The 25,629-nt window shown below is 44.3% G+C and carries 31 protein-coding genes; 23 read left to right on the top strand and 8 right to left on the bottom strand.

Annotated features, from left to right (window positions below; genetic code table 11):
* The 3 genes from SPHMEL_RS05350 to SPHMEL_RS05340 all read left to right on the top strand — a co-directional run bounded on the left by SPHMEL_RS05350 (position 1) and on the right by SPHMEL_RS05340 (position 2,154).
* Positions 1–1,152 (top strand): inositol-3-phosphate synthase, encoded by a 1,152-nt coding sequence (locus SPHMEL_RS05350; RefSeq protein ID WP_042667650.1) that lies wholly within the window; start codon positions 1–3, stop codon positions 1,150–1,152.
* 76 nt (positions 1,153–1,228) lie between these two features.
* The gene (locus SPHMEL_RS05345) at positions 1,229–1,909 is read left to right on the top strand and encodes an adenylate kinase (protein WP_198011724.1); all 681 of its coding nucleotides are present in this window, start codon (positions 1,229–1,231) and stop codon (positions 1,907–1,909) included.
* 5 nt (positions 1,910–1,914) lie between these two features.
* On the top strand, positions 1,915–2,154 hold the full coding sequence (locus tag SPHMEL_RS05340; protein WP_042667649.1) for a hypothetical protein: 240 nt from the start codon (positions 1,915–1,917) through the stop codon (positions 2,152–2,154).
* Here SPHMEL_RS05340 and SPHMEL_RS05335 read toward each other — a convergent pair.
* The 5 genes from SPHMEL_RS05335 to SPHMEL_RS05320 form a co-directional block, all read right to left on the bottom strand.
* The gene (locus tag SPHMEL_RS05335) at positions 2,139–2,660 is read right to left on the bottom strand and encodes a winged helix-turn-helix transcriptional regulator (protein WP_232216774.1); all 522 of its coding nucleotides are present in this window, start codon (positions 2,658–2,660) and stop codon (positions 2,139–2,141) included. The two genes, SPHMEL_RS05340 and SPHMEL_RS05335, sit on opposite strands and share 16 nt — an antisense overlap.
* A 107-nt stretch (positions 2,661–2,767) precedes the next feature.
* On the bottom strand, positions 2,768–3,574 hold the full coding sequence (locus SPHMEL_RS05330) for an aldo/keto reductase (RefSeq protein WP_042667647.1): 807 nt from the start codon (positions 3,572–3,574) through the stop codon (positions 2,768–2,770).
* 75 nt (positions 3,575–3,649) lie between these two features.
* Positions 3,650–4,174: a YkgJ family cysteine cluster protein gene (locus SPHMEL_RS05325; RefSeq protein ID WP_012608571.1), complete on the bottom strand. Its 525-nt coding sequence runs from the start codon at positions 4,172–4,174 to the stop codon at positions 3,650–3,652.
* 6 nt (positions 4,175–4,180) lie between these two features.
* Positions 4,181–4,321, bottom strand: coding sequence for a hypothetical protein (locus SPHMEL_RS07445; protein ID WP_198011731.1), 141 nt, complete (start codon positions 4,319–4,321; stop codon positions 4,181–4,183).
* 77 nt (positions 4,322–4,398) lie between these two features.
* Positions 4,399–5,031 (bottom strand): hypothetical protein, encoded by a 633-nt coding sequence (locus tag SPHMEL_RS05320; protein ID WP_042667646.1) that lies wholly within the window; start codon positions 5,029–5,031, stop codon positions 4,399–4,401.
* A gap of 91 nt (positions 5,032–5,122) precedes the next feature.
* On the opposite strand from SPHMEL_RS05320, the gene SPHMEL_RS05315 reads away from it, so the two are divergent.
* The 3 genes from SPHMEL_RS05315 (at position 5,123) to SPHMEL_RS05305 (ending at position 8,476) form a co-directional block, all read left to right on the top strand.
* Positions 5,123–6,103: a helix-turn-helix transcriptional regulator gene (locus tag SPHMEL_RS05315; protein ID WP_232216773.1), complete on the top strand. Its 981-nt coding sequence runs from the start codon at positions 5,123–5,125 to the stop codon at positions 6,101–6,103.
* Positions 6,100–6,627: a hypothetical protein gene (locus SPHMEL_RS05310; RefSeq protein ID WP_012608567.1), complete on the top strand. Its 528-nt coding sequence runs from the start codon at positions 6,100–6,102 to the stop codon at positions 6,625–6,627. Before SPHMEL_RS05315 ends, SPHMEL_RS05310 begins: the two co-directional genes overlap by 4 nt.
* A 703-nt stretch (positions 6,628–7,330) precedes the next feature.
* Positions 7,331–8,476: a DNA primase gene (locus SPHMEL_RS05305; RefSeq protein ID WP_042667644.1), complete on the top strand. Its 1,146-nt coding sequence runs from the start codon at positions 7,331–7,333 to the stop codon at positions 8,474–8,476.
* On the opposite strand, the gene SPHMEL_RS05300 is transcribed toward SPHMEL_RS05305, so the two are convergent.
* Positions 8,391–9,644 carry a hypothetical protein gene (locus tag SPHMEL_RS05300; protein WP_156915444.1) on the bottom strand — a complete coding sequence of 418 codons (1,254 nt, stop codon included), beginning with the start codon at positions 9,642–9,644 and terminating at the stop codon, positions 8,391–8,393. The genes SPHMEL_RS05305 and SPHMEL_RS05300 overlap by 86 nt on opposite strands.
* A gap of 60 nt (positions 9,645–9,704) precedes the next feature.
* On the opposite strand from SPHMEL_RS05300, the gene SPHMEL_RS05295 reads away from it, so the two are divergent.
* From SPHMEL_RS05295 to SPHMEL_RS05245, 11 genes are all read left to right on the top strand, one after another.
* Positions 9,705–10,073 (top strand): GNAT family N-acetyltransferase, encoded by a 369-nt coding sequence (locus SPHMEL_RS05295; protein WP_042667642.1) that lies wholly within the window; start codon positions 9,705–9,707, stop codon positions 10,071–10,073.
* A complete protein-coding gene (locus tag SPHMEL_RS05290; RefSeq protein ID WP_042667641.1) occupies positions 10,057–10,329 on the top strand; it encodes a MoaD/ThiS family protein in 273 nt (90 codons plus the stop codon). Before SPHMEL_RS05295 ends, SPHMEL_RS05290 begins: the two co-directional genes overlap by 17 nt.
* 63 nt (positions 10,330–10,392) lie before the next feature.
* Positions 10,393–10,683 carry a 50S ribosomal protein L44e gene (locus SPHMEL_RS05285; RefSeq protein ID WP_042667640.1) on the top strand — a complete coding sequence of 97 codons (291 nt, stop codon included), beginning with the start codon at positions 10,393–10,395 and terminating at the stop codon, positions 10,681–10,683.
* Complete coding sequence (locus SPHMEL_RS05280) at positions 10,680–10,886, top strand: 30S ribosomal protein S27e (protein WP_012608558.1); 207 nt, start codon at positions 10,680–10,682, stop codon at positions 10,884–10,886. The genes SPHMEL_RS05285 and SPHMEL_RS05280 overlap by 4 nt, the downstream gene beginning before the upstream one ends.
* A gap of 84 nt (positions 10,887–10,970) precedes the next feature.
* Positions 10,971–11,243: a transcriptional regulator gene (locus SPHMEL_RS05275; RefSeq protein ID WP_042667639.1), complete on the top strand. Its 273-nt coding sequence runs from the start codon at positions 10,971–10,973 to the stop codon at positions 11,241–11,243.
* Positions 11,244–11,388: 145 nt separating this feature from the next.
* Positions 11,389–11,949: a hypothetical protein gene (locus tag SPHMEL_RS05270; protein WP_042667638.1), complete on the top strand. Its 561-nt coding sequence runs from the start codon at positions 11,389–11,391 to the stop codon at positions 11,947–11,949.
* 137 nt (positions 11,950–12,086) lie between these two features.
* Positions 12,087–12,683 carry a winged helix-turn-helix domain-containing protein gene (locus tag SPHMEL_RS05265; RefSeq protein ID WP_042667637.1) on the top strand — a complete coding sequence of 199 codons (597 nt, stop codon included), beginning with the start codon at positions 12,087–12,089 and terminating at the stop codon, positions 12,681–12,683.
* Positions 12,684–12,783: 100 nt separating this feature from the next.
* On the top strand, positions 12,784–13,347 hold the full coding sequence (locus tag SPHMEL_RS05260; RefSeq protein WP_042667636.1) for a hypothetical protein: 564 nt from the start codon (positions 12,784–12,786) through the stop codon (positions 13,345–13,347).
* A 117-nt stretch (positions 13,348–13,464) separates the two neighbouring features.
* A complete protein-coding gene (locus SPHMEL_RS05255) occupies positions 13,465–14,142 on the top strand; it encodes a hypothetical protein (protein ID WP_042667635.1) in 678 nt (225 codons plus the stop codon).
* Between the two features lie 22 nt (positions 14,143–14,164).
* Positions 14,165–15,376 carry a signal peptidase I gene (locus SPHMEL_RS05250; protein WP_051401014.1) on the top strand — a complete coding sequence of 404 codons (1,212 nt, stop codon included), beginning with the start codon at positions 14,165–14,167 and terminating at the stop codon, positions 15,374–15,376.
* Positions 15,366–16,379, top strand: a complete 1,014-nt coding sequence (locus SPHMEL_RS05245) for a hypothetical protein (protein ID WP_232216772.1) — start codon at positions 15,366–15,368, stop codon at positions 16,377–16,379. Before SPHMEL_RS05250 ends, SPHMEL_RS05245 begins: the two co-directional genes overlap by 11 nt.
* Positions 16,380–16,685: 306 nt before the next feature.
* Here SPHMEL_RS05245 and SPHMEL_RS05240 read toward each other — a convergent pair whose 3' ends face one another.
* Entirely contained in the window at positions 16,686–17,516 is an 831-nt protein-coding gene (locus SPHMEL_RS05240; protein ID WP_232216771.1) for an alpha/beta hydrolase, read from the bottom strand.
* Positions 17,517–17,631: 115 nt separating this feature from the next.
* Between SPHMEL_RS05240 and glpK the strand changes: the two genes are divergently transcribed.
* From glpK to SPHMEL_RS05220, 4 genes are read left to right on the top strand one after another with little or no spacing between them, the layout of a single operon-like run.
* Positions 17,632–19,206, top strand: coding sequence for a glycerol kinase GlpK (gene glpK / locus SPHMEL_RS05235; protein ID WP_042667633.1), 1,575 nt, complete (start codon positions 17,632–17,634; stop codon positions 19,204–19,206).
* 58 nt (positions 19,207–19,264) lie between these two features.
* Positions 19,265–20,743, top strand: a complete 1,479-nt coding sequence (locus SPHMEL_RS05230) for an NAD(P)/FAD-dependent oxidoreductase (protein ID WP_042667632.1) — start codon at positions 19,265–19,267, stop codon at positions 20,741–20,743.
* A gap of 1 nt (position 20,744) precedes the next feature.
* On the top strand, positions 20,745–22,001 hold the full coding sequence (locus SPHMEL_RS05225) for an NAD(P)/FAD-dependent oxidoreductase (protein ID WP_012608547.1): 1,257 nt from the start codon (positions 20,745–20,747) through the stop codon (positions 21,999–22,001).
* Entirely contained in the window at positions 21,998–22,372 is a 375-nt protein-coding gene (locus SPHMEL_RS05220) for a DUF1667 domain-containing protein (protein ID WP_042667631.1), read from the top strand. Before SPHMEL_RS05225 ends, SPHMEL_RS05220 begins: the two co-directional genes overlap by 4 nt.
* Positions 22,373–22,385: 13 nt before the next feature.
* On the opposite strand, the gene SPHMEL_RS05215 is transcribed toward SPHMEL_RS05220, so the two are convergent.
* Entirely contained in the window at positions 22,386–23,120 is a 735-nt protein-coding gene (locus tag SPHMEL_RS05215) for a glycerophosphodiester phosphodiesterase family protein (RefSeq protein WP_042667630.1), read from the bottom strand.
* 81 nt (positions 23,121–23,201) lie between these two features.
* On the opposite strand from SPHMEL_RS05215, the gene SPHMEL_RS05210 reads away from it, so the two are divergent.
* Together SPHMEL_RS05210 and SPHMEL_RS05205 are read left to right on the top strand one after the other, a co-directional pair.
* Positions 23,202–24,110 (top strand): alpha/beta hydrolase, encoded by a 909-nt coding sequence (locus SPHMEL_RS05210; RefSeq protein WP_042667960.1) that lies wholly within the window; start codon positions 23,202–23,204, stop codon positions 24,108–24,110.
* Positions 24,107–25,471 carry an MFS transporter gene (locus SPHMEL_RS05205; protein WP_042667629.1) on the top strand — a complete coding sequence of 455 codons (1,365 nt, stop codon included), beginning with the start codon at positions 24,107–24,109 and terminating at the stop codon, positions 25,469–25,471. The genes SPHMEL_RS05210 and SPHMEL_RS05205 overlap by 4 nt, the downstream gene beginning before the upstream one ends.
* The last annotated feature ends 158 nt before the right edge of the window (positions 25,472–25,629 follow it).

Genomic DNA, 25,629 nt, shown 5'->3' with positions numbered 1-25,629 from the left:
GTGATTCGTGTGGCTATAATAGGTCAAGGATTGGTTGCACTACACTTCGAGGTTGGATTAGAGAGATTAAAGAACAATGAGATACCTGATTACGGGGTTCCTCTGAGGGAGTGGCTTCCTTACAAGTATAGTGATATAGAAATAGTGGCGTCATACGATGTAGATGAATCAAAAGTTGGGAAGACGGTATACGAGTTGGCGAGAAGGGATTACCCGGGTGACTCGATACCTGGATCCCTGAAGGACATTGTCGTAAGCAGGGGTATTCATTTAAATAGCATGAAGGGACTCCCCTTCAAGGCTAGGGGGAGAGAAGAGGATAAGGGTATTGATGCCGCGTTAAACGAGTTGATCGATGAATGGAGGAATCTCAACGTAGACGTATTAATCAACGTTATGACTACTGAACCTGTTGAAGCCGTTGGTGATCCAAGGGAGATAGAGAGGAGGGCTTTGCACGGTGATCTAACCGCTAGCCAGACATACGCTTATGCTGCAACGCTTTACGCGGCGAAATATAGACCTGTAACATTCGTGAACGCGATACCCTCACCTCTAGCTAATGATCCAGGCTTCATCAAGCTATGTACTGAGAGGAAATGCACCATACTAGGTGATGATGGCTCAACTGGGGCAACACCCTTCACAGCCGACCTACTGGAGCACATGTATGAGAGGAATAGAAAAGTCATTGATATAGCGCAGTTTAATATAGGTGGCAACACCGATTTCCTTGCATTGAACCTGCCTGAGAGGAATATCATGAAGAAGAAGACGAAGAGCGGTATCGTAGAGGATATACTTGGCTATGAAGCCCCCAACTACATCAGGCCAACCGGGTATCTCGAGCCATTAGGGGACAAGAAGTTTGTTGCCATGATTGTTGAGTACTACAGCTTCGGCGAGTTCAAGGATGAGTTCTACATATTAATGAGGATAAATGACAGCCCGGCGCTGGCCGGTCTACTCGTAGATCTTGCTAGAATAGGAAGGATAGCGCTTGATAGACAGGCTTACGGCACGATCTACGAGGTTAACGCATTCTATATGAAGAGGCCTGGCCCCCATGGGTCGAGAGCGGTCTCGAAATACCATGCGTTCCAGAAACTATTGAACTGGCTCGGTATAAGTGATCCTAGGTATAAGGCATAGTTTTCACTCTCAGCCAGTATTCTCCATAATAATTAAATTACCGAAGATGAATCAATACTTAATGAGGTGGCTTTTAGTGAAGATAGTCTTAATAGGCGCCCCTGGGGCAGGTAAGGGAACCTACGCGCAGATACTAAGGGAGAAGTACTGTATTCCCCACATTTCAACCGGCGATATATTCAGGGAGGAAATAGCTAGAGACACCGAGCTGGGACGAGTGGTCAAATCCTATATAGAGAAGGGGTTACTGGTTCCAGATGAGATCGTTATAGAAGTTGTAAGCAAGAGACTGAAGCAACCCGATGCATTAAGAGGCTTCATCCTAGACGGATTCCCGAGAACCCTAGAGCAGGCCAAAGCCCTCGATAAAATAGTGGATGTCGACGCCGTGGTACATCTTGTTGTCTCGGAAGAAGTGGCTGTAAGGAGATTAAGCGGGCGGAGAATATGTCCAGTATGCAATAGAGTATATAATATATACTATGAGCCGAAGCCCAGGGAGGATGAGAAATGTGATTACGATGGAGCACAATTGATCAAGCGCCCAGATGACGAGCCAGAGGTAGTTAGAAACAGATATAGAGTGTTCTATGAGACGTTTAAACCAATAATCGAGTATTACAGGGTAAGTAGTAAGCTTATTGAAGTAGATTCAAACAAGTCTATCAAGGAGGTATTCCCGGTGCTGGAGGAGGCCTTAAGGAGGAATAAGATACTCCAGCTACAACCATGCAAAGAAGATGTTAGAGTAGGGTAGTGTTAATGCGTAAGGAGAAGAGTGTTGAATACGTTAGAAGTCTCATCTTGAAACTCTATGATAACCGGGATTACTATTTCTACGGCGATGAATTGAATAGTGAGGGGTGGAAGGTATTCGGGGAAATAATTTATCACACCCTTAAACAAATGCCGTGGTACAGGAGGAGAATAAGAGATCTAAGGAGAAAGCCGACCTATGAAAATATATTCGTATTCACCAAGGAGGCTTACGGCGTTCCATGAAGCCCAGAACCATTCTTAACCCTATTCCTGAGCACGGGTATACAGTTATTACATGGCGGATGATTGCACTCAGGATTGGGGTTCCTTATCTGGACTTTAAAGTCTGGGTGGAGCCTCCCGTATTCCACGTATATTTCAAGATCCCCGCCGGCTTCATCTCTCAATACATCTATAACTGATACAATATCACCCTTGTCTTTTCCATAGATCACTAGGATGGCCTCATCATCGCTCACCTTTAGGCCTGTTATAACCCTATTACATTTCGAGGCACTCGACAACAATTTCTCCACTTTATGTCCCTTCAACCTAACCAAGGCTGCAGTGTTTCCGGTGATAAGCGGTGAAACAGATAGGATGAAGCTTATCAAGCCCTTATAGGATAGCTTCCTAATCCTATCCCTTAAAGCAGTGTAATTCATATCTAAGTCGTCGGCAAGCCTCTTAATACTTATCCTTGGGTTTGCAGCAAGCTTCTTTGTTAGTTCTAGCTCCTTGTTTTCCAAGTCCTCGGTCACCATCGGGTTGAAGATTTATGTAAACCCTATTTTATTCCTTATCCACTATACCAGCAGGGGTCTGCCTAAAAGACGTGGAGGGCTTGCCTCGATAACTAGGCGTGTTTTCTCAGGTATTCAAGGTCATCGATACTCATCCACCAGCCTATTGAGCCCAGTATTTCCTTTACATGCTCTATATTCTCTGTCTTAGGCACGGCTATAACATTCATATGGCTCACCAGGTAGTTCAATGCCACCTGTATAGGTGTTTTACTATATTTCTCAGCCATTTTCTTTATGACGTTATTTATCACTACGTTCCCTCTTTCAAGAGGGGTATATGCTTGGAGAGCTATCTTCTTCTCAATACAGTAGGGTAGGAGTTCTTTCTCAACATAGTGCCTGTTGAATACACTGTAGTGAACCTGGTTTGCAACTATCTTGTACTTGCCTGTAGCCTCTATGGCTTCTCGCAGCATGGCTGGTTCGAAATTGCTTACCCCTATATACCTGGTTAAACCTTTCTCAGCGAGCACCTCGAAGTTTCTTACTTGCACCCTTATCGGGAGGCTTTCGTTGGGCCAGTGGATTAAGTAGAGGTCTACATATGGTACACCAAGCCTCCTTAAAGCCTCCTCAGCCGCCCTAATAATCTTCTCCTTGTCATCGAGTCTATTTGGTAGCATCTTGGTCGTTATGAATACGCTGTCCCGTCCAACCTCTTTAACCACTCTTCCAATGAACTCCTCAGCTCTCCCACCATCATACATTTCAGCAGTGTCAACCAGGTTTATGCCATGGGTTAATGCATAGATGAACGCGTCAAACGCCTTATCATAACTCTTGATACCATATGTGCCGAGCCCTATTGCTGAGACCTTATCGGACCCGATTACCTTCCACTCCTTGAACTCATACATGATGCATCCCTTAATAGTACATTTTTTATTACGTAGTGGAAACTAATTAAGTTTAGAGAAATACATGCAGGTAGGTTACTGCTGAAGGCACACCTGATCTATTACGGCTTCAAGGGCGCTGATAGGCTCGTAGCCCTTGTTAAAGATGTAATCGTAGAGAAGCCTATAGTGTATTGTTACCTCCTCGCTAAATTTTTCCAGCTCACTCCACGGTGGCTCCATCTCCTCGCCCACCCCGATACCAGGGCATATCCTTGAGACATACATCTTATCCTTTATCGAGGGGGAGATGGGTATGAAAGGGAATAGCCTGCATCTCCTCGGCCTAGCCGGGTAGATACTACATGTCGGCAAGCTGTTACTGGTTTGGAGAAATACGCATCTATTGTTGATGCCTCTTAAAACAGGTATGGGGATTTGATCGGCTATAACAGCGTAGATATATCTGCCAACCAGGCTCCTCCACTCTGTGTTAAGGAACCTGGCTATTCTACATATATCGAAGGCTGTTAAAGCCACATTAGGCCCGCTGCCGCAGCAGGTGCCGCTCCTGATACACTTATACCTTATCCTCTCCCCTCTCGAGACTATGCGCTCCAATATGGATTACCCACATAATCCTTTAAGTGGGCATCTAGCACAAGTGCTGCAACCGTTTGTTAAACTATATATTATTTCTTCATCGGCGTCGTCGAGTATCACGCCCGGGACGAATCGGTACTCCTTCTCTTTCTCCTTGTTCTTCATTATTTCCCCACCACTACTCCCTGCCATAATCGATTGGTTTTAACCCTATTATAACTTGTTTATACAGCGGGTCATCTTTAAGATCGGTTGACACGGGTTTCAAGGGTTAAAACGTGTCTAAACGGTGAGTTATCGGGTACTATATGTAGCCAATCGTCTTCATTGATGTATCCACGTGTTATCGCCACCTCACCTAAATCGCTGTTGATTATGCATGTATCGTCCTTAACCGATCCAAGGCTTTCACAGGCATCTAAGACTGGTTTCATTAATCCCTCTCTTAAACCTGTTTGTAAAAGCAACCAGTCTTCTAACCTTCCTTCTACATAGCTGCCTCCACTGGTGTATGGCTTCAGGTAGAATTTAAACACCATGGTGTTAACTATGTCGAGGGATAGCGGTCTTAAGCCAGCCTCTAAGAGAATATAAGTGCCTATTCCACCGTAGAATGACGCGTTTAATGAGAGATCCATCACGATGTTACCGGTCGATTTAATGCCATCTGCGATGCTTCTACATGTATCGAGGCATCTCTTATACCATTGAGGCTCGCGTATATTTGTCACAGTCCTCCATGCATCGCCCCTTCTGAGTATTGATACCCTGTAGTTGAGTATTGGTAACACCGACCACCCCTTATACCCCCTGTACGTAAAGGTTCCTAGGATTACTGTAAGCGGGCAACTATATAGCTCGCTGTACATCCACATAGTTTACAACCTTTATACCACTATTTCACTAGAGATGATGTTTAATAATTATTAACCTAACTTTATTATAGGAAAAACAACGGTGTTTAACGTGTTTACCTGGAGAGGTTTAAACCCATACCTGTTACTGCTGCTAGTACTCTGCATGCTCACTGGTTTAACCCATGTAGTGCTGGGTACGCAGCAGGGGATCGAGAGTGTCGAGTACGTTGTTTTCTATAACCCGATCGAGGGGACAGGGATTCTCAGTGTCTCGATCACTATGTCGCTCACGCCTGGTGAGATAGGTAATGTGGATCTACCCATCAAGATATTCAGCGACGCCTCCCTCTACTTCTTTAACTACACTATGAATCCTCCAACAGGTTCTCTGGTGGTAAATTACGATGATAACAGTGGGGTTGCATCACTCCTCGTATCCAATGCTTCGACGGTGACGCTGTATTTCACGGTCAGTAACTTAACTGAGGAAGCCTCGATAGGTTCTTATACAGCGACGCTGGATTTACTGGATTATGCCAGTGGAGCAGTGAACGTATCCGTGGAGATATACTTGACCGGAATATATGACGTCATAATAGACTCCTACCCTAGGGTATCTGGTTACAGTATTCAGACGTTAACTAATACAACAGTGATCCGAACACATGATCCAGCGATATATTTCATAGTGTTGAAGATACCCGTGAACACTGCATCCCCTTCCTCCACTCAATTCAATCTATTAAACTTACTGTTCCCCTTACTACTAATACTAATAACAGTAGTCGCGATAGTGATCATTGTTCTAAGGTGGAGGAGGACCAGTATAGGTAGAATCGAGAAGGTCGATGTCTTAAATGATCCCGTTTCGAGAAGCATATTAAGGGCCCTAGGTGAGGCTGGAGACGCTGGATTAACTCAGGCCGAGATAACGAATAAGACTGGGATACCTAAGTCAAGTGTGAGCAGAAGGATAAGGAGACTCGAGGAAGAGGGATTCATAACAGTTGCTAGGACTGGTAAATATAATTACTTAAGACTAACAGATAAGGGTAAGGAAGCATATAGGAGAATAGTGGAGAAAAAATGAGGGAGCCCAGACCCCTTTACGGCATGGGTTTCTTCCATGTATTGGAATCAGGCTGGATCAATGAAGTGGTGATTTTCGATTACCACGACCCGGATCACTACTACCATGGTTTAACAAGCGATGAGCTAGCGGAGGAAAAAGAAGCACTGGCTAAAAATATGCAGTTCTACCTTGACATGGAGGAGGTTAAACTCAACGGTAAGCCGTGTTTTCCAAGAGTTATAGGTGTCGACATAGGTTTTAGAGGTAGCATTGAATACCCATATATAGTCTTCATAATTGTGTTTAAAGGAGAGTTGAAACCAGGTGTAAACGTGTTCGAGGATATCTACGAGGAGGAAACGGTTGAATATGGCTATAGAGTATACTGGATGCTCCCTGAAACGGGTAGATTCATCGAGGCTGATCTAGGGGTTCCATATGTTATAACCAGTGGGGGCAGGCTACTGGTATTCAACGTGGAACCCGGTGTAAAAGTAAGAGGCTATGAGAAAATAGTTTTCGAGGTTAAAAGAATTAAATAGCCTGTTGCAGGTTCTGAATCCTCTCTGAATTCCTTGTAGATATTTTGGATGTGTTTATTCTCTTGGCGTCCTCACTCGTTTTCATTGATGACCATTACTTTTCTCCCGTGTGGTTTCTTCAGCTTCCCCCGGTGTTCTCTGGATGGGTATACTGGGTGTTTACACCTGATTTAACTATCTTCCCCCTCAAACACGTATACCCTGGTCAGGGAGCCCATCCAGGGTGACCCAGCGTCTAAAAACTTATAAACCTGTATACTCCTACTGTTACTGCTGGCTGAGAGCTGTACAAGCGTATGCAGGGGTGCCCGGGACCACCCCAAATCGCTCCCCCAGTGAACAATGAAGCCCGAGGAAGGGGGAGAGCAAGAAATAAGGGGATGAAGTAATTAAAAATATCTACAAGCGATTACAAATATCCACTAGACCCGAACCCTCAGTGGGTATAGGTCTACAACGCGGGAATGATGTATGGGGACCTCTATTGAAAATAGGGGTCGTCTGAAGAGTGATGTGGGGCCAAAGCGCTGAGCCCGCCTCCTATATATTTTATTTATGGTGATGAGTACGCTATCGGATGAACCGTGATTAAAACAGACCCCTCTGAAGAAACATATATGCCCAAAACATGTTCACATTGTTACAATAATATAACCACGATTATATCTCTCGGTATTTATACAACTAGGTAAAGGGAGGTAGAATGGCTCACATAGACTTGATTAAATACCCCTTTGTAGCTGGCCCCAGCGACTTTAGTCCAAGTAGGTTTGGATTACCTCGGGACACTGATTCCTCAACGATTATATCGATAATCATTAGAGGCGCCCTCGACAGGCTTCGCGAAATATTTCCATTAGTTCTCACAGATATTCTCTCAGAGAGAATGCGGGTTAACACGAAGATTTTCATGGATGAATATGAGAGTATCGCATGTTATAAGCTTCTTCTAGCGGTGGCTAAATCCATCGGGGATAGGAAACTAATTAATAGGATTGCCCTAGCATACGCTAAGTCAGCGAGGAGAAGTCTCTTCAAAGAGGATGACTCCGTCATCCTCTCCATAGCATCAAAAATAGGTCTCCACCTAGTGTACGTCGAGAATCCACCTGCGCTCCCGGTATTCACTAATAATGTTGGCGGGGGGAAGAATAGGGCTAGAGGTGCATTCTTACCGCTTAACTATTCCCTCCCGGTGATAGAGTTCACGGGGATCGTGGCGGAGAGGCTTTCACAGGACCCTGCATACTCTTTAGAGAATAATGTTGTCTCGGAGGGGAAGGTTTATATGAATAAGAGAATGATTCTGAGAATCCTTGAGGAAGCGGTGATCAAGCATATAATCACTGATGCTGTGTCTATGGATATTAGTTCACTGAATATACCTCTCCAGGATTTCATTGATAAGGCCAGGGAGAAACTAGTAGATGCCGGGTGGTTTAAATCCATCACTGCGAGAGGAACCATGGAAACCAGTGAAGTAGGCGGCCTGATCACCGAAGCCCTTCCACCATGTATATCTAGGATAATTAGTATTGTTGAGTCAGGGGGGAACCCGAGTCATGAGGAGAGATTTAACCTTGCAGCATTTCTAGCTAATATAGGTCTCGACGTGGATTCTATACTGGAGTATTTCAGGAAGACACCGGATTTCAATGAGAAAATAGCCAGGTACCAAGTAGAACATATCTCGGGTATGAAGGGTAGTAGGAAGAAGTACATGCCTTACAGCTGTGAGAAAATGAAGTCTACGAATATATGTCCTATAAGTGATAGGTGCAAGGGCGGCAGGAACCCGTTGTCTGTATACAGGTATAATTTGAAGCATGGTTTAAAGCGGGAAAGATGACATCATAGTACTTCTTGATGAGCCAGTTGATCACGGAATATACTATATATAAGACCGCGGAGACAGTCATTATAGTGAAAATAATCGAATCCATGCCCGGCTGTATATACTTAGGGGGTACTCCCTTCTCGCTCGCCACCGGGCTTCCCCCTGTATTCATGGGATTACTTAGATTAAACCATAGGATTTTACACGGGGTCTTCATACTATAATATATGGTTAACCCGTTGATCGTGGAATACCTGTATAACTCTATATTAGAGCTGATGTTCACCAGAGGGTCAAATGGACCGGCCTCTATGAAACAGTATGTGGGTTCATCGAATAATATAGTTATGGAGTTGTTTGTTGAATTTATGCGGGGGATATCATTTGAATTACCCAATGAGTTCAGATACACCAATATGATGCTGGGAGTGGTCGAGGAGTTCAGAGGTCTTAAATCTATTACCTCTCTTTTTACGATATCATAGAATATATCCTGGTAATTATTCAGCATCAACGTTAATGAGTAGAAGAAGACATCACCCTCGGGGCTTCTATTATTATATACTTGCGTATAGTATATTACTATCCCTGATAAGGGCTCGTAATATAGACTCCAGAAGCTCGAGTATATGGTGTGATTAAGCGTTAAGAAGGGGTTACCGCCTACCAAGTGCACTGTATCCACGTCTAGCCTCGTGATACCTGTCATGGTACCTGTCTTAGATATGTTATCCAGGGCTATCTCACCATTCCTGATGAATAAAACCAGTGGCGGATTAATACACTCATCCCCTTGTAGCTCAATACTATTACTCCATGAACCCAGTTTTTTTATCCAGTTTTCTGGTAGCTGTGTCGACCCTGTTACAGATACTATGTAAATGTGTATACTGCACGCGTAAGGTGTTAGCTCAGGGTGTGTAAACGAGATGTTTTCCTCAACCTTATATGTTATTGAAAGTGAAACTGGGCTTGAAATATTGAGGCCTATGACGTCTTTAATGGATTTACCCATGAGAGATAGCTCTATAACCCCCTCGTAGATAAGGGTCTTCACCACTAGATTACCGATGCTTCCCTGCGCCATGGGGATTATAAGTAATAGTATGGCTAGTACACTGATCACGCTACAGGCTATTCTAGGCGTCTCAACCACCATTAGTATATTAACTGTAACCAAGACTATTATGGCTTATTGTTTTAAGGGTTGCCCTAGATAATAGTGTTAGGGTGACCTAGTTTGAACGGGGAAGAATATGAAATAAGCCATACATCTACAGTAATATATGCTAGACTACCGGATGGGAGCAAGGCATATATAAGGTACAGCGTTGAAAACAACGTCATGAAGCTTATATCCACGTATACTCCTCCCCAGCACAGAGGTAGGGGTGTAGCGGGGAAGCTCATGAAGTATGCTGTAAAACTAGCCAGGGAGAATAAGTGGCTTATGGAGCCGATTTGCAGCTATGCCGTATACTTCTTCATGAAGAACCCCGGGGAAAGAGATGTATTACTGGAGAAATACAGGGAGTTAAGTGACGAAGAATGGAGAAGGCTACATGAGGAAGCATTAGCAAGGGAGAGAAGCAATGAAGGTGAGAGTTAGATACATGCTTTGGTTGGAGAGTAAGGCAGGCACTGGGGAGGAGGTTATAGAGTTGAATAAAGGGAGTACTCTAAGAGGACTCCTGGAGATTGTTAGCGAGAGGCATCCAGGGTTAGCTAAGTATATTAGTGAATTACTGCAGGGTACATCGCAGATTATAGTACTACATAATTCGAAGACTCCTGGAAAAGGCCTTGACACAGTCCTAATGGATATGGATACAGTTGTCTTAATGCCCCCTGTATCAGGTGGTTGAGGGAATATTTTTAAATCACTTAGCCTATGACTATCTGGATAGATGTGTTTACGGGTGTTAGACTTGAGGATACCCAAGGTCATAATAACGTACTGCCCTAAATGCAGGACCCATACCGAGCATAGCGTGACGATATATAAGCATGGCAAGAGGAGGAGCCTCTCAGAGGGAGAGCGGAGATACGCCAGGAAGAAGAAGGGTTATGGTTCCAAGAGGAAGCCTGAGCAGAAGAGGTTTGCCAAGGTAACAAAGAAGACAGTGTTGAAGCTGAAATGCTCGAAATGCGGGTATATAATACACAGGGAGGGCATCAGGCTTAAGAAGGCTGAGCTAGTAGAGGTGGGAGGGCGTTGAAGAAGACGAAGATATTGATACCCGCCCCGAGAAGCAGATTCTACAAGGTTATCTGTAGGACCTGTGGTGCCGAGAACATAGTATTTAGTCATTCGACATTTCCAGCGCGCTGCAAGGTTTGTGGAACACAGTTGGTTCAACCAACTGGCGGGAAAGCCAGGATACTCAGGGATAAAGCCGAGATAGTTGCTGAGCTGGGCTAGCTTTAACATCCTTTTCATATTTATTTATATATATTTCTCCTTTTATGAATAATACATGGATATTAATTAACGGGGGTTAGGGTTTTGAGTAGGGATCAAGTGATTGGATGGGGCCTGCTAGCAATATCGATCATTGTAGTGCTAATCTATGCCTACGTATTATTCTTCACACAGTATTCAGGGCTATTAATGCAGTTAACGCTACTAATAGCTGTTGCAGGAGTCTTCGGAATACTTGGATGGATAGGGTACACACTTGCAACAACACCTCCTCCTAAACCCATTGAGGAGATAGAAAAGGAGATCGAGGAGGAAGCAAAGAAGGAGAGCAGTGGACCTCAATCCCAGTCCAGCTAGTTTTCAAAAACAGTTTTTTCTAATCTTGTATATCCATGAATTAGTTGGTATCTAGAGGAATCCTCGGCTGGTTTAAAGTATGTCTTATACACTTGGTTTATAAGTACTATATGTTATCTCTTATCATGGCCGAGCTGATTTAATTATGCATGAATATGAAATTAGTATTATCGTGTTCGCATTACTGCTTATAGCAGTCATTACTGCTTCAGCAGGATACTCAATGTGGTATGACAGCTTAAAGGCGAACATTTACATTCATATAAGGAAGCCGTATCTTGAAATAGGCTCTTGGAAAGTATTTGCAGCAAATGAGTACGTGTGTAAAGGCGTGAATGATGTGGTTCTTTCAACCGATAATAGGTCACTTATGATCCATGTGGATAATGCATCCACGGTATGGGTTGGACTTGTCGTCGAGAACAATGATGTAGTTACAGCAACCCTAAGGAATATCAGTGTATCAATAGCTACTCGTGAAGGTGCAGTAAATCCCGTAATACAGATATACGTCTACCCTCCGGTTAAAACAGGTATTGGAAACAAGCCTTATTGGGGAGAAATAAAATGCAGTAACCTGCCTGTTCCAGGATATATTGGTAATTCGCTTAACATTGATGTCGAGGCAGGATTCAAGCTTGTTTCATGGATCGAGATAGTGACGGGCAATATTGTTAGCTATACCGCGAATATATCTATTAATTGATAATATAAAGATAATAGCGTATTAGGTAATTACTCAAGTTATTTAATATATATGTATAAACAATACATAAAAAATATTAATAACTAAAATACTATTTTAATCAGCAGCCGCTATTTTATTTCGTGTGCGTGGTAGTAATGAATAAGCAACATAGATCGAGCATTGATATTGTGGAATGTATCCTAGAGAATCTACGTAGGGAAGGAAAAAGCATCAAGACCCATATGCTGTATGCTTCAAACCTTAACACCATGGTATTCGAGAAGTATTTATCGATGCTCATTAGGAAAGGCTTCATACTGAAGATAGGGGATGCTTCAGAGTACATACTAAGTAATAAGGGTAAAATACTCTTAGAGCGGATAAGGAATTTAAAGAGAATGCTTTTGGAAGGTGATGAAGGCGACGGGCTTGTGGACAAGAAGTTAAACACTGTTATAGAGCGTAATCTGGGTTGTATGGTAAAGGTGCATGGATGGCAAGGGTACAAGGGTGTATCCGGGGCTTACCACTATGTCTATACTATTAAGAACTCGTCGGGAAGCTATATTGTGGATACTGTATTAAGTTGTGAACCAGATATACTTATGGAGGCGTGTATAAGGATGCTTGTGATATCCACCGATATAGGGGTCCCGGCTATACTGGTAGTTAAGGGGTCTAGTGAGAAACATGTTGTCACGGATCTCCTGGGAAAAATAGATGCGTCGAAAATAATGGTATTATCCATGTAGCTTTGCTTTATGTATTTTAAATATATATGTTAGATATGTAAATAATTTGGCTTAGATATTTAATAATCAAGGTATAATATGAAGTTCTTGGTGTAGTAAAATGAAAGCATTAAATACCGTAATGGGATTAGCCCTTGCAGGGCTAGCAATCCTAGCATTAGGAACAGCTATGGCAATGTGGTATGAAACACTACTAGTAAACACGTATGTCGAGACAGGGGAAGTCAAGGTAGCATGGGCCGATTGGCAATGCAGTGATAAGGGCCCAGACCCGCAGTTACCAGGCTCAAACTTCCATAACGATGAAGGAAAAGACGTGGCTCAATGTATAGTGGAGCCTGAAGAATACGATGGGGAGGGAAATGTGGTGAAAGTACATATAACACTCGTGAACGCGTATCCAGGTTATAACCCGGTTATAACCCTTACCGTGAAGAACATTGGCACGATACCAGTTAAACTCTTAAACCACGTCTTCACCGATGGTGGATATGATAACCAGGCCTTAAGCGTTACTATCACGGTACCCGAGAACACACAGCTCCATCCAGAAGGCACACATGACATAACAATTAATATAACGGTGTTGCAAACTGCTAGTGAGGATACAGATTACAGTTTCGGGCTTGAATTCACATATGCACAGTGGAACGAGGTACCATAAATCACGACAGTCAGCTAACCAATTCATGTAATACTAGGATCATTAATATATGCTTTTTCAAAGGCAACGGGGCTCATACCCGGACCCATTTAACACATAGCATTAGGTGTATTAGATATGAATAGAATATATGTAATAGTATTGGCCACCCTATTAATCATAGTAGGACTACTGCTTGGAGCATCAATGTGGCTGGATATATTAAGAGCAAACACATATGTTGGCACTGGTGAACTAGACTGGGAGATTGTGAAAGGGTCAACCATATGGCTGGATGCATGCGGGCTCCAGCCTGGCTTCGGATCCTATAAAGGTAACGACTGGAATGCCACACACCTACCTTCACCAGGCGTTCTCCAGCTTGATAAGGATGTAGGATGTACTGATGTAGCATTGATAGATAGTGATGGCGATGGAGACATGGATACCATGAATGTGAGATTGTATAATGTTTATCCATGGTATTATACCCACATAGCCATGAAGGTTCACAATGATGGTTCAATCCCATTGAAGATATGGAGAGTAATAATAGATGGACGATACTACTACGAGTTGAACGAGCAAGTGCTACAACAGGGTGTCGAATTAGATTTAAACAATGATGAAGCACCAGATATATTGATCTGGTGGGGAGACAACTTCGGCGCTCAGCTCCATCCCTGTCAATCAGCTGATATAAGCTTTGATCTAACAGTACTGCAGAGTGCTCCACAGAACACGGTACTTAGTTTCACGATAAGCTTGCAGGCTGTTCAGTGGAACGAGTACAGTGTCCCGGCGCAATCTCCATAAGTTGAATACGAGGTGGCTTTAATTGAATAGTCTTTTTTCCCGTAACACCTATCTAATTTCTTTGCTACTTTATGTGTCATGGATTATTTTCACGGCTTTATCAAAGTTTACCGGGTTACTCTACGGGTTCTCTTATTACCTGGTTCCATCCTCAATAGCCGTTGTCCTTGTAAGCGTATTCAGCACCTTGATGCCTGGAACCCGTGGTAGTATGGGTTTATACTACTATATAGCGTTTGCCTCGATACCTATCTCTTATATTGTTGTAGGGCTTCTAACAGGCTTTGGCATAAATACTCTCATATCAAGTCTTCCCCAGCATCTTGCCTCGATCTTCTATTATGTTTCCTCAGTAACCCTGATAGAATCATCAAGGAAAATTATTCTCACGCACGCACCAGCAACCCCGAACAATATTCTATTATACTCCACCTCGGTAGTTCAAGGCTTAGCTTATCTGTTTCTCCTTGAGAATGTTGATGCCTCGATATCAGTTGTGGCGAAGTCTTTGTACTGGATTGCATGGGGGATCCTTGGCACGATTACATACATTAGCAACGGGTTTAAGGCATCCCTATGTTTGTCCCTTATACAGGTATCAATGTATAAGCTCTCACCTGTTCTTCCATTGAGGATGAACGTGTTTCTAGCATATCTTCCTCTATTGGTCTCAACCATCCTTACTGGATTACTACTATTCATGGATCGCGCTGGAGCAATAGCTAATAATAAGATGCGTGGAATCCGCAGGCATGAACCCGCTTATCCTTCACTTATTCTCCTAGTAGTAGCATTACTCCTCGTCTTCTCTTTTCTACAGGGCTACAGGCTCCTAGTGATTTCCTCGGGAAGTATGACTCCAAGCCTTGGTATTGGTGATATAGTGGTTATTGAGCCCAAGAGTATCAAGAGTATCTCAGTTGGTGATATAGTAGCGTTCTCTAATGGGGTAAATATTGTTGTACACAGGGTTGTAAATGTAACCAGTGATGGTAGCTGCCTGATTACACGGGGCGATGCAAACAATGTTGACGACCCCTTATGGGCATGTATTAATACTATACTGGGTAGAGTGGTTTTTAGAGTTCCCTATATAGGTTATCCATTCATCATCGCTGTGGGTGCTATAGGCAGCGTTTACACTGTTCTTTTCCTGGCTTCATGTTTATTATGTTTAACCTTTATTATTTATATTGTTAAAAATATGTTGAGGTATACTTATCTTGGCGAATAAGTTACTAGTGAAAACAATGAGAATCCTAACTATTACACTTATCCTGGCACTCGCCGTAAGCATCGTAGTTATGGCTGTATCCTACAGGATCGAACCCTACAATGTGGTTGAACACGTGGTGAAGTACACTGATATAAATGGGGATGCATTGTTCACCATGGGTGTGAAGCCATCTATAATATACGACAATGCCTCAGTAATCTCCTCCAGCAGGGTCTTTCTCTCACTGGCACAATACTCCCTCTACAGGTTGAATGCTAAGGTGGTAATATACAATAACACGGAGCATGGTGAAGCAACCAGTATTGAGTGCAATATCAGTGCTTCAGGTGTCTTAAGATCCTCCCTATGGAGTAAAAGCCTCGAGCCCCAGTTAACACTTTTCTGTAGCCCTGGGAGCGTATATGTGAATGGCTCGGTTAATATAGAAGAGATATTGGAACTGGCCTCACGTATCGACAGGGAGATCTCCTCGGCATCCTTTAAGCTTGACTACGGGGTTGACATTAATGCCTCTTATACTGTTAAATACTCTGATGGATATATTGCTGTCTATCAATACAACCCCATAATACTATTCAGCATCGATAAACCAAACAACATATTGTCTGCATCATCATCGAATACAAGCAGTAGCGAGACCAGGACGGTGAAAAACATTGTGGAGAAAAACATGCCCCCGCCCTTTAACTTCATAAGTATTTATTCGGCAAGAGTATTAACACTATACTCAACACCCATCCTAGCTATTCTCACCGGTGCACTGCTCTACTTGAATAACCAGCATGAGAGAGTAAAGCATGGTATTCAGCACAGGCTACCTAGAGTGGCTCTTGATAAATCAGTGTTCAAGACTATACTAGTTGAAAAAGAGGAGACAATATACATGCTTGCGAAGAAAGGCTACGGGATCCCGGTAGCTAGCATAAGCGGTGATGAAATATACTTGCTAACAGGCACAGATGTACTCTATGTTTACAACCGAAAGCCTCGCCATTTATAGCGGGGGATAAGGTTTACAGGCTCTGTATTCTCTATCTTGTTTTTGGTGGTAAGTGTAGAAGCAGTGGGTATGAGGGTTGCCCCAACTACTGGATGAGGGTTCGGCAACCCCGATAAAACTCCAGATGGGGGATCTCTGGCCACCCCGGCTGCCCCGCAGATAACGTAAACCCTGAATAGATGCGGGGAACCAGTGAACCACCTAAAGGGCTGGGAAGGGGGGTCAGAGGTATCTCATGGTCGATCATAATCTATGGTCTGATCTCATTCCCGCCATGAAGGGACCTAGATCTTTTCAGTTGTGGTGTCACTGAACGTGTTTATTAATCCATTCTATTATATCCTCCAATACCTTCAACCATTCTGGCTCGTTGAGGACTTCATGGCGCATTCCCGGGTATATCTTTAATTCCTTATCGCTTACGCGTAGCCTATCATATAGTCTACGACTACCCTCGGGGTTCACTATTCTATCGTTTTCTCCATGTATTATCAGTACCGGTGTGTCTATCTCTTCGACAATCCTCCAGATCTCCTTCGATGCCCTGTATAATTCATATATTAGCTTGAGAGTTGGCTTCTTTAACACTAGTTCATCCATGGCGTATTTCTCCCCGACGCTTGGATCACTCGATAATAGTCCAGGATCTATCGGTAAATCTATCCTCTTCCTCGGGCTTAGCATGCTCATTAATTCAAGGAGGATTCTCTGTAGAACCGGGTATATAATCAATGTAGCGGCCCCGGTGACGACAGCGGCTTTAACCCTCCTGCGTCTTTTAGCCAGATAGTGGAGAACGATTAACCCACCCATACTATGTCCTAATAGTATAGTGCCCTGTATGCCTGAGTCCCTGATTGCATAGTCCATGAATGAGTCTAGGTCATCTATGAACTCGTTAAAGCTATCTATGTAGCCGGGTTCCTCTCCCCTGCTCTTGCCATGCCCTCTTAAATCATGGATGTAGAATGCATAGTTGTACCTACTTAATGCCTCGCCTACATGCAGATATCTTCCACTGTGCTCCGCGAATCCATGTACACCGATTACGAGTCCCCTGGCTTTATCCTCCGGTAGCCAGCTCCTGTAGAAAGCGTTTAATCCGGTGGGTAGTTCAACGTAGCCCTCTTTATACATGGCTCCCACACGTATGTATTTCATCCTTACCAAATATATTAGCTTTTACTACACGGGTTCTTTGATACTGTTTAAATTCCTCAGGTGTTGATCTAGATATCAGGAGGTACCGGTCTTGAGTGATGGCTATATTTTATCCATAGATCAAGGCACTACAGGCACTAGGGCAATCCTCTTCAATCATGAAGGTCTACCTGTTAAAATGGCTTACAGAGAACATAGACAAATATATCCGAGGCCTGGCTGGGTCGAGCATGATCCCCTGGAGATATGGGTTAACACGAGGTATGTTATCAAGCAGGTTCTCGAGGGTAGCGGTGTTAATCCAGGTGAGATTAAGGCTATAGGGGTCACGAATCAGCGGGAAACCATACTCCTCTGGGATCCCGAGACAGGTAATCCTGCCTACAATGCTATTGTGTGGCAGGATAGGAGGACTGCTAGGGAGGTTGAATACTTAAAGAGTAAATACATAGATCTCATACGCTCTAAGACCGGGCTTGTACCCGACAGCTACTTCTCTAGCACTAAGATATGGTGGATCCTAGACCACGTGCCTGGTGTAAGGGAAAAGGCGGTAAGCGGCCGGGTTATAGCCGGCACCATTGATACGTGGATTATATGGAATCTGACAAGGAATTCAAGAGATGTGTTGACACCAGAGAAGAAGGGGGCTCATGTAACCGATTACTCGAACGCTTCTAGAACCATGCTCTTCGACATACAGAGGATCGATTGGGACAGGGAGCTACTTGAGGTACAGGGTAGGATACCCTTGGAAATACTCCCGCTTTCACGCCCCTCAAGCGATAAAAGTCTTTACGGCTATGTGGGTCCAGAGATCGCTGATGAATTATTCCATGGATACAGGGTACCTATAGCTGGAGCTGTGGGTGATCAGCAGGCTGCATTATTTGGTCAAGCTGGATTCGAGCAAGGCGATATAAAGTGTACTTATGGCACCGGGAACTTCATACTGGTTAACACTGGGGCTACACCAGTTTTCTCTAAGCATGGATTGATCACAACGATCTACTATAGTATTGAACCTGGTAAAGCAGTATACGCCCTAGAGGGAAGCATATTTGTAACCGGGGCGGCGATACAATGGCTGCGCGATGGGTTAAAGATAATAGAGGTCTCAGCCGAGGTCAACCCGCTTGCAGAATCGGTGAGCGATACAGGTGGAGTATACTTTGTCCCAGCGTTCACCGGCCTAGGTGCACCCTACTGGGATCAATACGCTAGAGGCCTCATAATTGGTATAACAAGAGGCACCGAGAGGAAGCACCTGGCAAGAGCGGTACTGGAATCCATAGCCTACTTAACCAGGGATGTTGTTGAAATAGTGAAGCTTGAAACAGGTTCGGAGATAAAGGTCTTAAAGGCTGATGGTGGTGCATCTAGAAGCGACTTCCTGATGCAGTTCCAAGCTGATATATTGAATACAAAAGTAGTTAGGCCAATGGTGTATGAGACTACATCGCTTGGTGCAGCATATCTAGCAGGACTAGCTGTCGACTACTGGAGAAGCATTGATGAACTACGTAGATACTGGAGGGCCGAGAAAGAGTTTATCCCGAGAATCAGTGAGGAGATAAGGGAAAGGCTCTACAAGGGGTGGAAGGAGGCTGTTAAGAGGGCGTTAGGATGGGCCCGTGAAGTACCATGGGCCTATGGATATGAGTAAAGACGTTTAATCCCTTGCCTGATTATAGACTGATCATAGATTACGGGAGGATTCATGAATGAGGATAGTTATCATTGGAGCCGGTGTAGTAGGGTTATCCATCGCAAGAGTCCTCAGCATGTATAAGGGACTAGATATAGTTGTTGTTGAGAAAGAGCCCGATGTAGGCTGGGGGGCCTCTAAGGCTAATACATCTATAATTCACCCGGGACACGAGGAAGACCCCGAGTTACACCCTCTTAGAGCGAGACTCTGCGTGGAAGGTAACAAGCTCTGGCGTCAATGGGTTAAGGAGCTGGATATACCGGCAAAGTGGCCTGGTGAACTAATGGTCTTCACTAACAGCGAGGAAGAGAAGGAAGCGCTGAGATATATTGACACAGCCAGAAGAAACAATGTGCCAGGGGTTAGGGCGGTATATGGAGATGAATTAAGGAGACTTGAACCAGCTATAAGCCCGATGGCCGTGGGGGCAGTATATGCACCCACAGCTGGTAATATATCACCTTTTGAAGCTGTTGCCGCGCTAGCCGAGAACCTTGTTGAAAATGGTGGGAGAATACTCGTGAATACACTGGTTAAATCAGTCAGAATTAAAGACAAAGCTGTTGAAGGAGTTGAAACAAGTGGAGGGTTTATTCAGGCCGACATAGTGATTAATGCTGCGGGTGTTCATGCCGACGAGATTTCCCACAGCGCTGGTGTCGAAGAGGACTTCGTGATAAGGCCTAGGAAAGGGGAATATATAGTATTTGATGAGGATACCAGTGTTAAACCCTTAAGGCTTCTGCATACAACACCTACAAGTTTAACCAAAGGAGTTTACGCTATCACGACAACCGGGGGAGACTTACTCATAGGTCCTACGGCAGTGGACATGCCATACGAGTTGAAAGAGGATACCTCAACAACACTTGAAGGCATCGAGTATTTACTCAGGGAAGCAGGTAAACTACTGAGAGAGCTACCTCCTAGATCACTTATCACGAGGACATTTGCTGGTGTAAGACCTGAGCCCCCACATGGTGAATGGCTGATTAAAGTATACGAGGAGCCATGGGGCTTCATCAATGTTGCAGGGATAAGATCCCCAGGGCTCACAGCAGCCCCTGCAATAGCATATTATGTAGCAGACATGATCTCTAAATCATACGCGGTGAGCCTGGAGCACAGGAGTGACTGGAAGCCTTATAGAAGAGGATTCCCCAGGCTTCACGGTAAATCCCTACGGGAAATAGACGAACTAGTATCGGTAAACCCTGATTACGGCGAGGTAGTATGCTACTGTAGAACCGTATCAAAGGCGGAGATACTTGAAGCGGTTAAGAGGATTAAGACCATAGGAGCGCAGGTAACCCTTGACGGTGTAAAGTTTAGGACTAAAGCTGGATTCGGCAGGTGCCAAGGCTCCTTCTGCAGGTGGAGGATAGCGGGGATTATTGCTGGGTTGGAGGGTAAGGAGATGCATGAAGTTGTAGTCAAGATGGAGAGATATGGTTTGGGAGATGTTAAAAAGATGCTGAGAGAGGGGGCCTAGGATGGAGACCCTTGTATACGATGTAGTCGTCATCGGGGGAGGCCCTGCCGGGATAGCCTCAGCAATAAAAGCCGATAGCCTTGGCTTGAAGACAGCACTGATAGAGAACAGGGATATACTTGGGGGAATACCGCTTCAATGCATACATCCCGGCTTTGGAATACACTACTTTAAGGAGGATTTAACAGGGACAGAGTTTATTGAGAGATTGATTGATAGACTCCGTGTATCCAGTGTAGATGTATATACTAAAACCCATGTCCACGCAATAGATGTAATAGCCCATGATGAGAAAATAGTGAACACGGTTAGAAGAAGCGGTGTCACACGGTTTGTAGCAAAGACGATAATATATGCCACTGGTGCAAGAGAGAGACACCTATATGAAATAGGAGTAGTAGGAGATAGACCCGGCTCGGGCATCTATACAGCTGGCGAGGCTCAGGCCTTAATGGATATCTATGGTGTCCTCCCAGGTAGAGAAATAGTGATAATCGGCTCAGGCGATGTAGGACTCATAATGGCTAGGAGATTCAGTCTGGAAGGAGCCAGGGTGAAAGCTGTAGTGGAGATGCTCCCGTATCCAGGTGGGTTAACTAGAAACATTGTGCAATGCCTCTACGACTTTAATATACCTCTTTACCTAGGACATGTGGTTACAGGGGTTAAGGGTAGAAACCGTGTAGAGAAAGTCATAGTGGCTAGAATCGGTGAAAACGGTAAGCCGTTGAAAGAAACAGAGTTCGAGATACCCTGCGATACTGTGGTGGTTGCAGCTGGATTAATACCCAATGTAGGTTTACTCGAGAAAATAGGGGTTGCAATGGATCCCGCTACTAGGGGGCCGGTTGTAAACGAGCTCCTCGAAGCATCTATCCCAGGTGTATTCGTAGCAGGTAACGCACTCATTATAAACGATCTAGTGGACTACGTCGTTGAGCAGGGTGAACTAGCTGCTAAAGGAGCTAAGCTATTCATAGAGAATAATGGAGTACCATCAGTAGACTGGGTTAGAGTCGAGAAGGGCAGGAATATAAGGCTAGTTGTACCACACTATATCAGCGGCGAGAGAGACGTGGTTATTTATGCCAGGGTTCAACAACCAGAGAGAAACGTGTATGTCTCAATCCCTGAGATAGGGTACTTTATAAGGCTTACTAGTGTAAAGCCAGCTGAGATGCTTAGACTATGGATACCTGGGAGAATCCTCTCCAGGGTCGATACTAGAAGGATAACACTGGAGGTGAAGCCGGCTTGACTACAAGGGAGTTAACCTGTATAGTATGCCCCATTGGATGCACGCTAAGAGTAACAATCCTCGGAGATGGTAACATAAAGGTTGAGGGAGCTATGTGCAACAGGGGAGTAGAGTATGGTAAGCAGGAAGCAATCCAGCCTAAGAGGATAGTCATAACGGTTGTAAAAGTGAGAAACGGCGAGTTTCCAACAGTATCCGTTAAAACAAGTAAACCGGTGCCAAAAGAGTGCATATGGAAAGTTATGAAGGCAACAGCTAACATCGAGGTGGAGGCTCCGGTGGAAATAGGTGATGTAATAATGAAGGATATATGCGGAGCCGATCTCGTTGCCACAAGGAGAGTTAGGAGAATTATTTCACAAAAGGATTAACCGGGATCCTGGATTAAGGTTTTATCTCTAGGTAGTTTCTGATTCTAACAGGGTCATTCACTATGGCCTCATCAATTAACGAAGCTATTTCCCCATATAATGAATAATCGTATTTATACTCCTCGGTATCCCATACAACAACCCTGAGACCTAGTTCCCTGGCCTCCCTAACGTATTCCCTGAACACGTTGAACCCTATGACTAACGGGGCTACCACAGGGAGGTTGACACTGTAGAGTTTTATATTCCTATGTAGCTTTAATGCTTCCCTGGCTTCCTCGAGGCTTGCAACATTTAGTGCAAGCCTTAAACCGGGATCTAGTTTCCTGAACTCCACTAGTACATCCCTGATAAAGCTGAGGAAGACAACATCGCTGACCCTCTTATGCTTGACGGTTGCCTCATACACCTTATGGATGGCGTCAATATCTTTTACTTCAACATATAACCTGTATCCTTCTGGAACAGCCCTGTACACGTCTTCCAGTGTAGGTATACCCTGCCCCATTCCGAGATACAGCCTTCTAATTTCTTCAATGGTAGCGTTCTTTACATCTAGTTCTACTCCAGCTACTCTCCTTGTTGATCTATCATGGATCACGACTGGTACTTCATCCTGGGTTAACCATACATCCAGCTCTACTCCATGAGCACCATGGAGTATAGCGCCGAGGAAGCCGGCAATGGTGTTCTCAGGATATTTAGCGGGGAATCCCCTGTGACCTATTATAACATGTTTTAAAGCCATACCCGTTTCTCCTCCTCTCGCCCTGAAGAGGGTGCTTTCAGTCGTAAACTTAATTAATTTAGATCATAAATATATCTATTGGTGGGGATCTTGTGGGCTCTAATACTGCTCGGTGTAATAATACTATTTATACTCCTCGAAATACTACTAGCGTACATCGCATCCGTGAAACTAGCTAGACCCCCGAGGGAGATGGGTGGATGGAATCCTGGAGACCTAGGGTTGCAATACACTAGTATTGATGTAGTTACAAGGAATAACACCAGGTTAAAGGGGTGGCTGATCAAGGGTGGCAAAGCCTCCACAATCATAGTACTTCATGGGTATACGGCTAGCAAATACAATGAAACCTATATCAAGCCTGTTGTAAAGCTTCTCAGTGATGAGGGCTATAATATCCTAGTATATGATCAACGGGGGCATGGCGAGAGCGAGGAAGCATACACTACACTAGGCTATAGGGAGGTCGACGACTTAAACGATGTCATAGAGTGGCTTAGGAGAAGTCACCCTGAGATCGCTGGGAAAATAGGTGTAATAGGGTATAGCATGGGTGGCGCGGTAGTATTAATGTATGCAACTAAATATGGCGGTGTAGATGCCTACATAGCCGACAGCCCATACATTGATGTATTCGAGAGCGGGAAGAGATGGATTAAGAGGAGTAAGGAGCCGCTTAGAAGCATGCTTCTCCTAGTATTCCCTCTGATAGTTAAGTTTACTGAGGGTAGAGTAAGAGTGAAAAGCGAGGAGTTAAGGCTCTACAAATACGCGAAAACATTGAAGGATAACAGGATACTGGTTATAATTGGTAGGAGAGACGATCTTGTTGACGTAAGCGAGGTCACTAGGTTTGTTGAGGAGGCCAGGCAGGCTGGCGCCGAGGTAGAGTTATGGATAACTGATTCGATGCATGTGAGGAGCATTATCACCAATCCTGGTGAATACCGTGAGAAAGTTATAGGCTTCCTAGAGAGGTGTGGGTTATGAGTCAGGGGAGAACAGGATTAGTAATTCTAGCCCTAGCAATTCTGGTGCTACTCTACTTCTCGGCGGGCTATCTACTAGCATTCATTGTCGACGTATTGAAGAACAGCCCCATCATACCCGGGGTTGAAAGCTATGAAAAAGAGGCCTATATAGGGTATTTAAAGAGTATTCCACAGATTATTGGAACAGTGCTATCTATTCTCTGGGGTATTCTGGCAGATACGATTGGTAGAAGAAAAACAATGTCTCTAATGATAATGTTCATGTTTACAGGACTAGCCATCATACCTTTCGCAGTGAACTATGTGATGCTCCTAACATCCTTCATCATATTCGGGATCGGGTACACTGGGATAGCTCCAATAGTATATGCTTTCATAGCTGATGTACTGCCACCAGAGAAGAGGGGTGCCGGCTATGCTGCATACTATGCATCCAGTGTCCTCGGCTTTATAGGAGCATATGTGTTCTACCTTGCTGTGAAGCCGTGGCAGACTACTTACGGTGTTCTCGGTGCAATGGTGCTCCTCACAGGGCTCCTGCTACTAGCCGTGTCAAGAGGTGTTAGGATAGGGGGTGCTGAGAAAACCTCCGTGATAGAGTTCAAGCTAAGTGAAGCTGTTTCATCATTTAGAAAACCTAGCGTTATAGCTATCTTAGTGATGATTGTTTTCTGGACTATCCCGTGGGGGATGCTGACCACGTTTGCGATAGACTACATAATGGTGAAATGGGGTGTGTCAAAGACCATTGCGTCACTAATATTAATAGTCTCGGTGGTATCGATAGCCATAGGACACATTGTAGGCGGGATCTTAAGTGACAAGGTGGCTAGGAAGAAGGGTCCAGCAGGCAGAGTCTTCATCTCTATACTAGGCATAGGGATAGGCCTACCAGTGATGCTCTCCATGATAATATACCCGTATCCATGTGGTAATGTTGAATGGTCTATAGTGATACAGCCACTGCTCCTAGCAGCTTTTGGAATGATGTTCACGACTATAGCTTATCCTAATATAACAGTTGTCTTAAGCGATGTAGTCAGGGCTGAGCACCGCGGTACAGTGTTCTCAGTATACAACATACTCAACACACTTGGCTGGGCTATAGGGCCACTGCTATATCCTACACTGGCATACATCTACATGCCACCCGATATCAGAGCAAGCGACCTGCCTAGACTGATAACACTTTATGACCCAGAATCTATGAGGTACATCAATTCATGTATGAGTGAAATGGCGCCAGTGAGAAACGCTTACATGTACTCAGCTACAACCATAGTGTTATTGTGGATAATATCATTGTTAATATGGATTACGATCAAGATAACCTATGAAAAAGACCGTGTCTACAACTAGCTAAGTATATCGCTCAGGGGCCAGCATGTAGAACACACGTAGATCACAAGAGAGTGGCCAGAGGATTACTGAAGTGCTTCAAACACAGTAAAGAGTGTTCAACATGGTGTCAAAACACATACCCCTGAGTCCTTTAGGGCTGGAAGGGGGTCGGAATA

The sequence above is a fragment of the Desulfurococcus amylolyticus Z-533 genome, assembly GCF_000513855.1.
Taxonomy (GTDB): domain Archaea; phylum Thermoproteota; class Thermoprotei_A; order Sulfolobales; family Desulfurococcaceae; genus Desulfurococcus; species Desulfurococcus amylolyticus.
The sequence above is the reverse complement of the archived record's forward strand: the minus strand, read 5'-3'. Positions and strand labels throughout refer to the sequence as shown.

Coding starts and splice junctions, on each gene's coding strand:
- SPHMEL_RS05320 (WP_042667646.1), bottom strand. CDS start 5,031: ATGTGGATGTACAGCGAGCTATATAGTTGCCCGCTTACAGTAATCCTA.
- SPHMEL_RS05290 (WP_042667641.1), top strand. CDS start 10,057: ATGAAGGTGAGAGTTAGATACATGCTTTGGTTGGAGAGTAAGGCAGGC.
- SPHMEL_RS07445 (WP_198011731.1), bottom strand. CDS start 4,321: ATGAAGAACAAGGAGAAAGAGAAGGAGTACCGATTCGTCCCGGGCGTG.
- SPHMEL_RS05260 (WP_042667636.1), top strand. CDS start 12,784: ATGAAAGCATTAAATACCGTAATGGGATTAGCCCTTGCAGGGCTAGCA.
- SPHMEL_RS05310 (WP_012608567.1), top strand. CDS start 6,100: ATGAGGGAGCCCAGACCCCTTTACGGCATGGGTTTCTTCCATGTATTG.
- SPHMEL_RS05305 (WP_042667644.1), top strand. CDS start 7,331: ATGGCTCACATAGACTTGATTAAATACCCCTTTGTAGCTGGCCCCAGC.
- SPHMEL_RS05270 (WP_042667638.1), top strand. CDS start 11,389: ATGCATGAATATGAAATTAGTATTATCGTGTTCGCATTACTGCTTATA.
- SPHMEL_RS05215 (WP_042667630.1), bottom strand. CDS start 23,120: ATGGCTTTAAAACATGTTATAATAGGTCACAGGGGATTCCCCGCTAAA.
- SPHMEL_RS05230 (WP_042667632.1), top strand. CDS start 19,265: ATGAGGATAGTTATCATTGGAGCCGGTGTAGTAGGGTTATCCATCGCA.
- SPHMEL_RS05330 (WP_042667647.1), bottom strand. CDS start 3,574: ATGTATGAGTTCAAGGAGTGGAAGGTAATCGGGTCCGATAAGGTCTCA.
- SPHMEL_RS05225 (WP_012608547.1), top strand. CDS start 20,745: ATGGAGACCCTTGTATACGATGTAGTCGTCATCGGGGGAGGCCCTGCC.
- SPHMEL_RS05255 (WP_042667635.1), top strand. CDS start 13,465: ATGAATAGAATATATGTAATAGTATTGGCCACCCTATTAATCATAGTA.
- SPHMEL_RS05265 (WP_042667637.1), top strand. CDS start 12,087: ATGAATAAGCAACATAGATCGAGCATTGATATTGTGGAATGTATCCTA.
- SPHMEL_RS05240 (WP_232216771.1), bottom strand. CDS start 17,516: ATGTATAAAGAGGGCTACGTTGAACTACCCACCGGATTAAACGCTTTC.
- SPHMEL_RS05205 (WP_042667629.1), top strand. CDS start 24,107: ATGAGTCAGGGGAGAACAGGATTAGTAATTCTAGCCCTAGCAATTCTG.
- SPHMEL_RS05340 (WP_042667649.1), top strand. CDS start 1,915: ATGCGTAAGGAGAAGAGTGTTGAATACGTTAGAAGTCTCATCTTGAAA.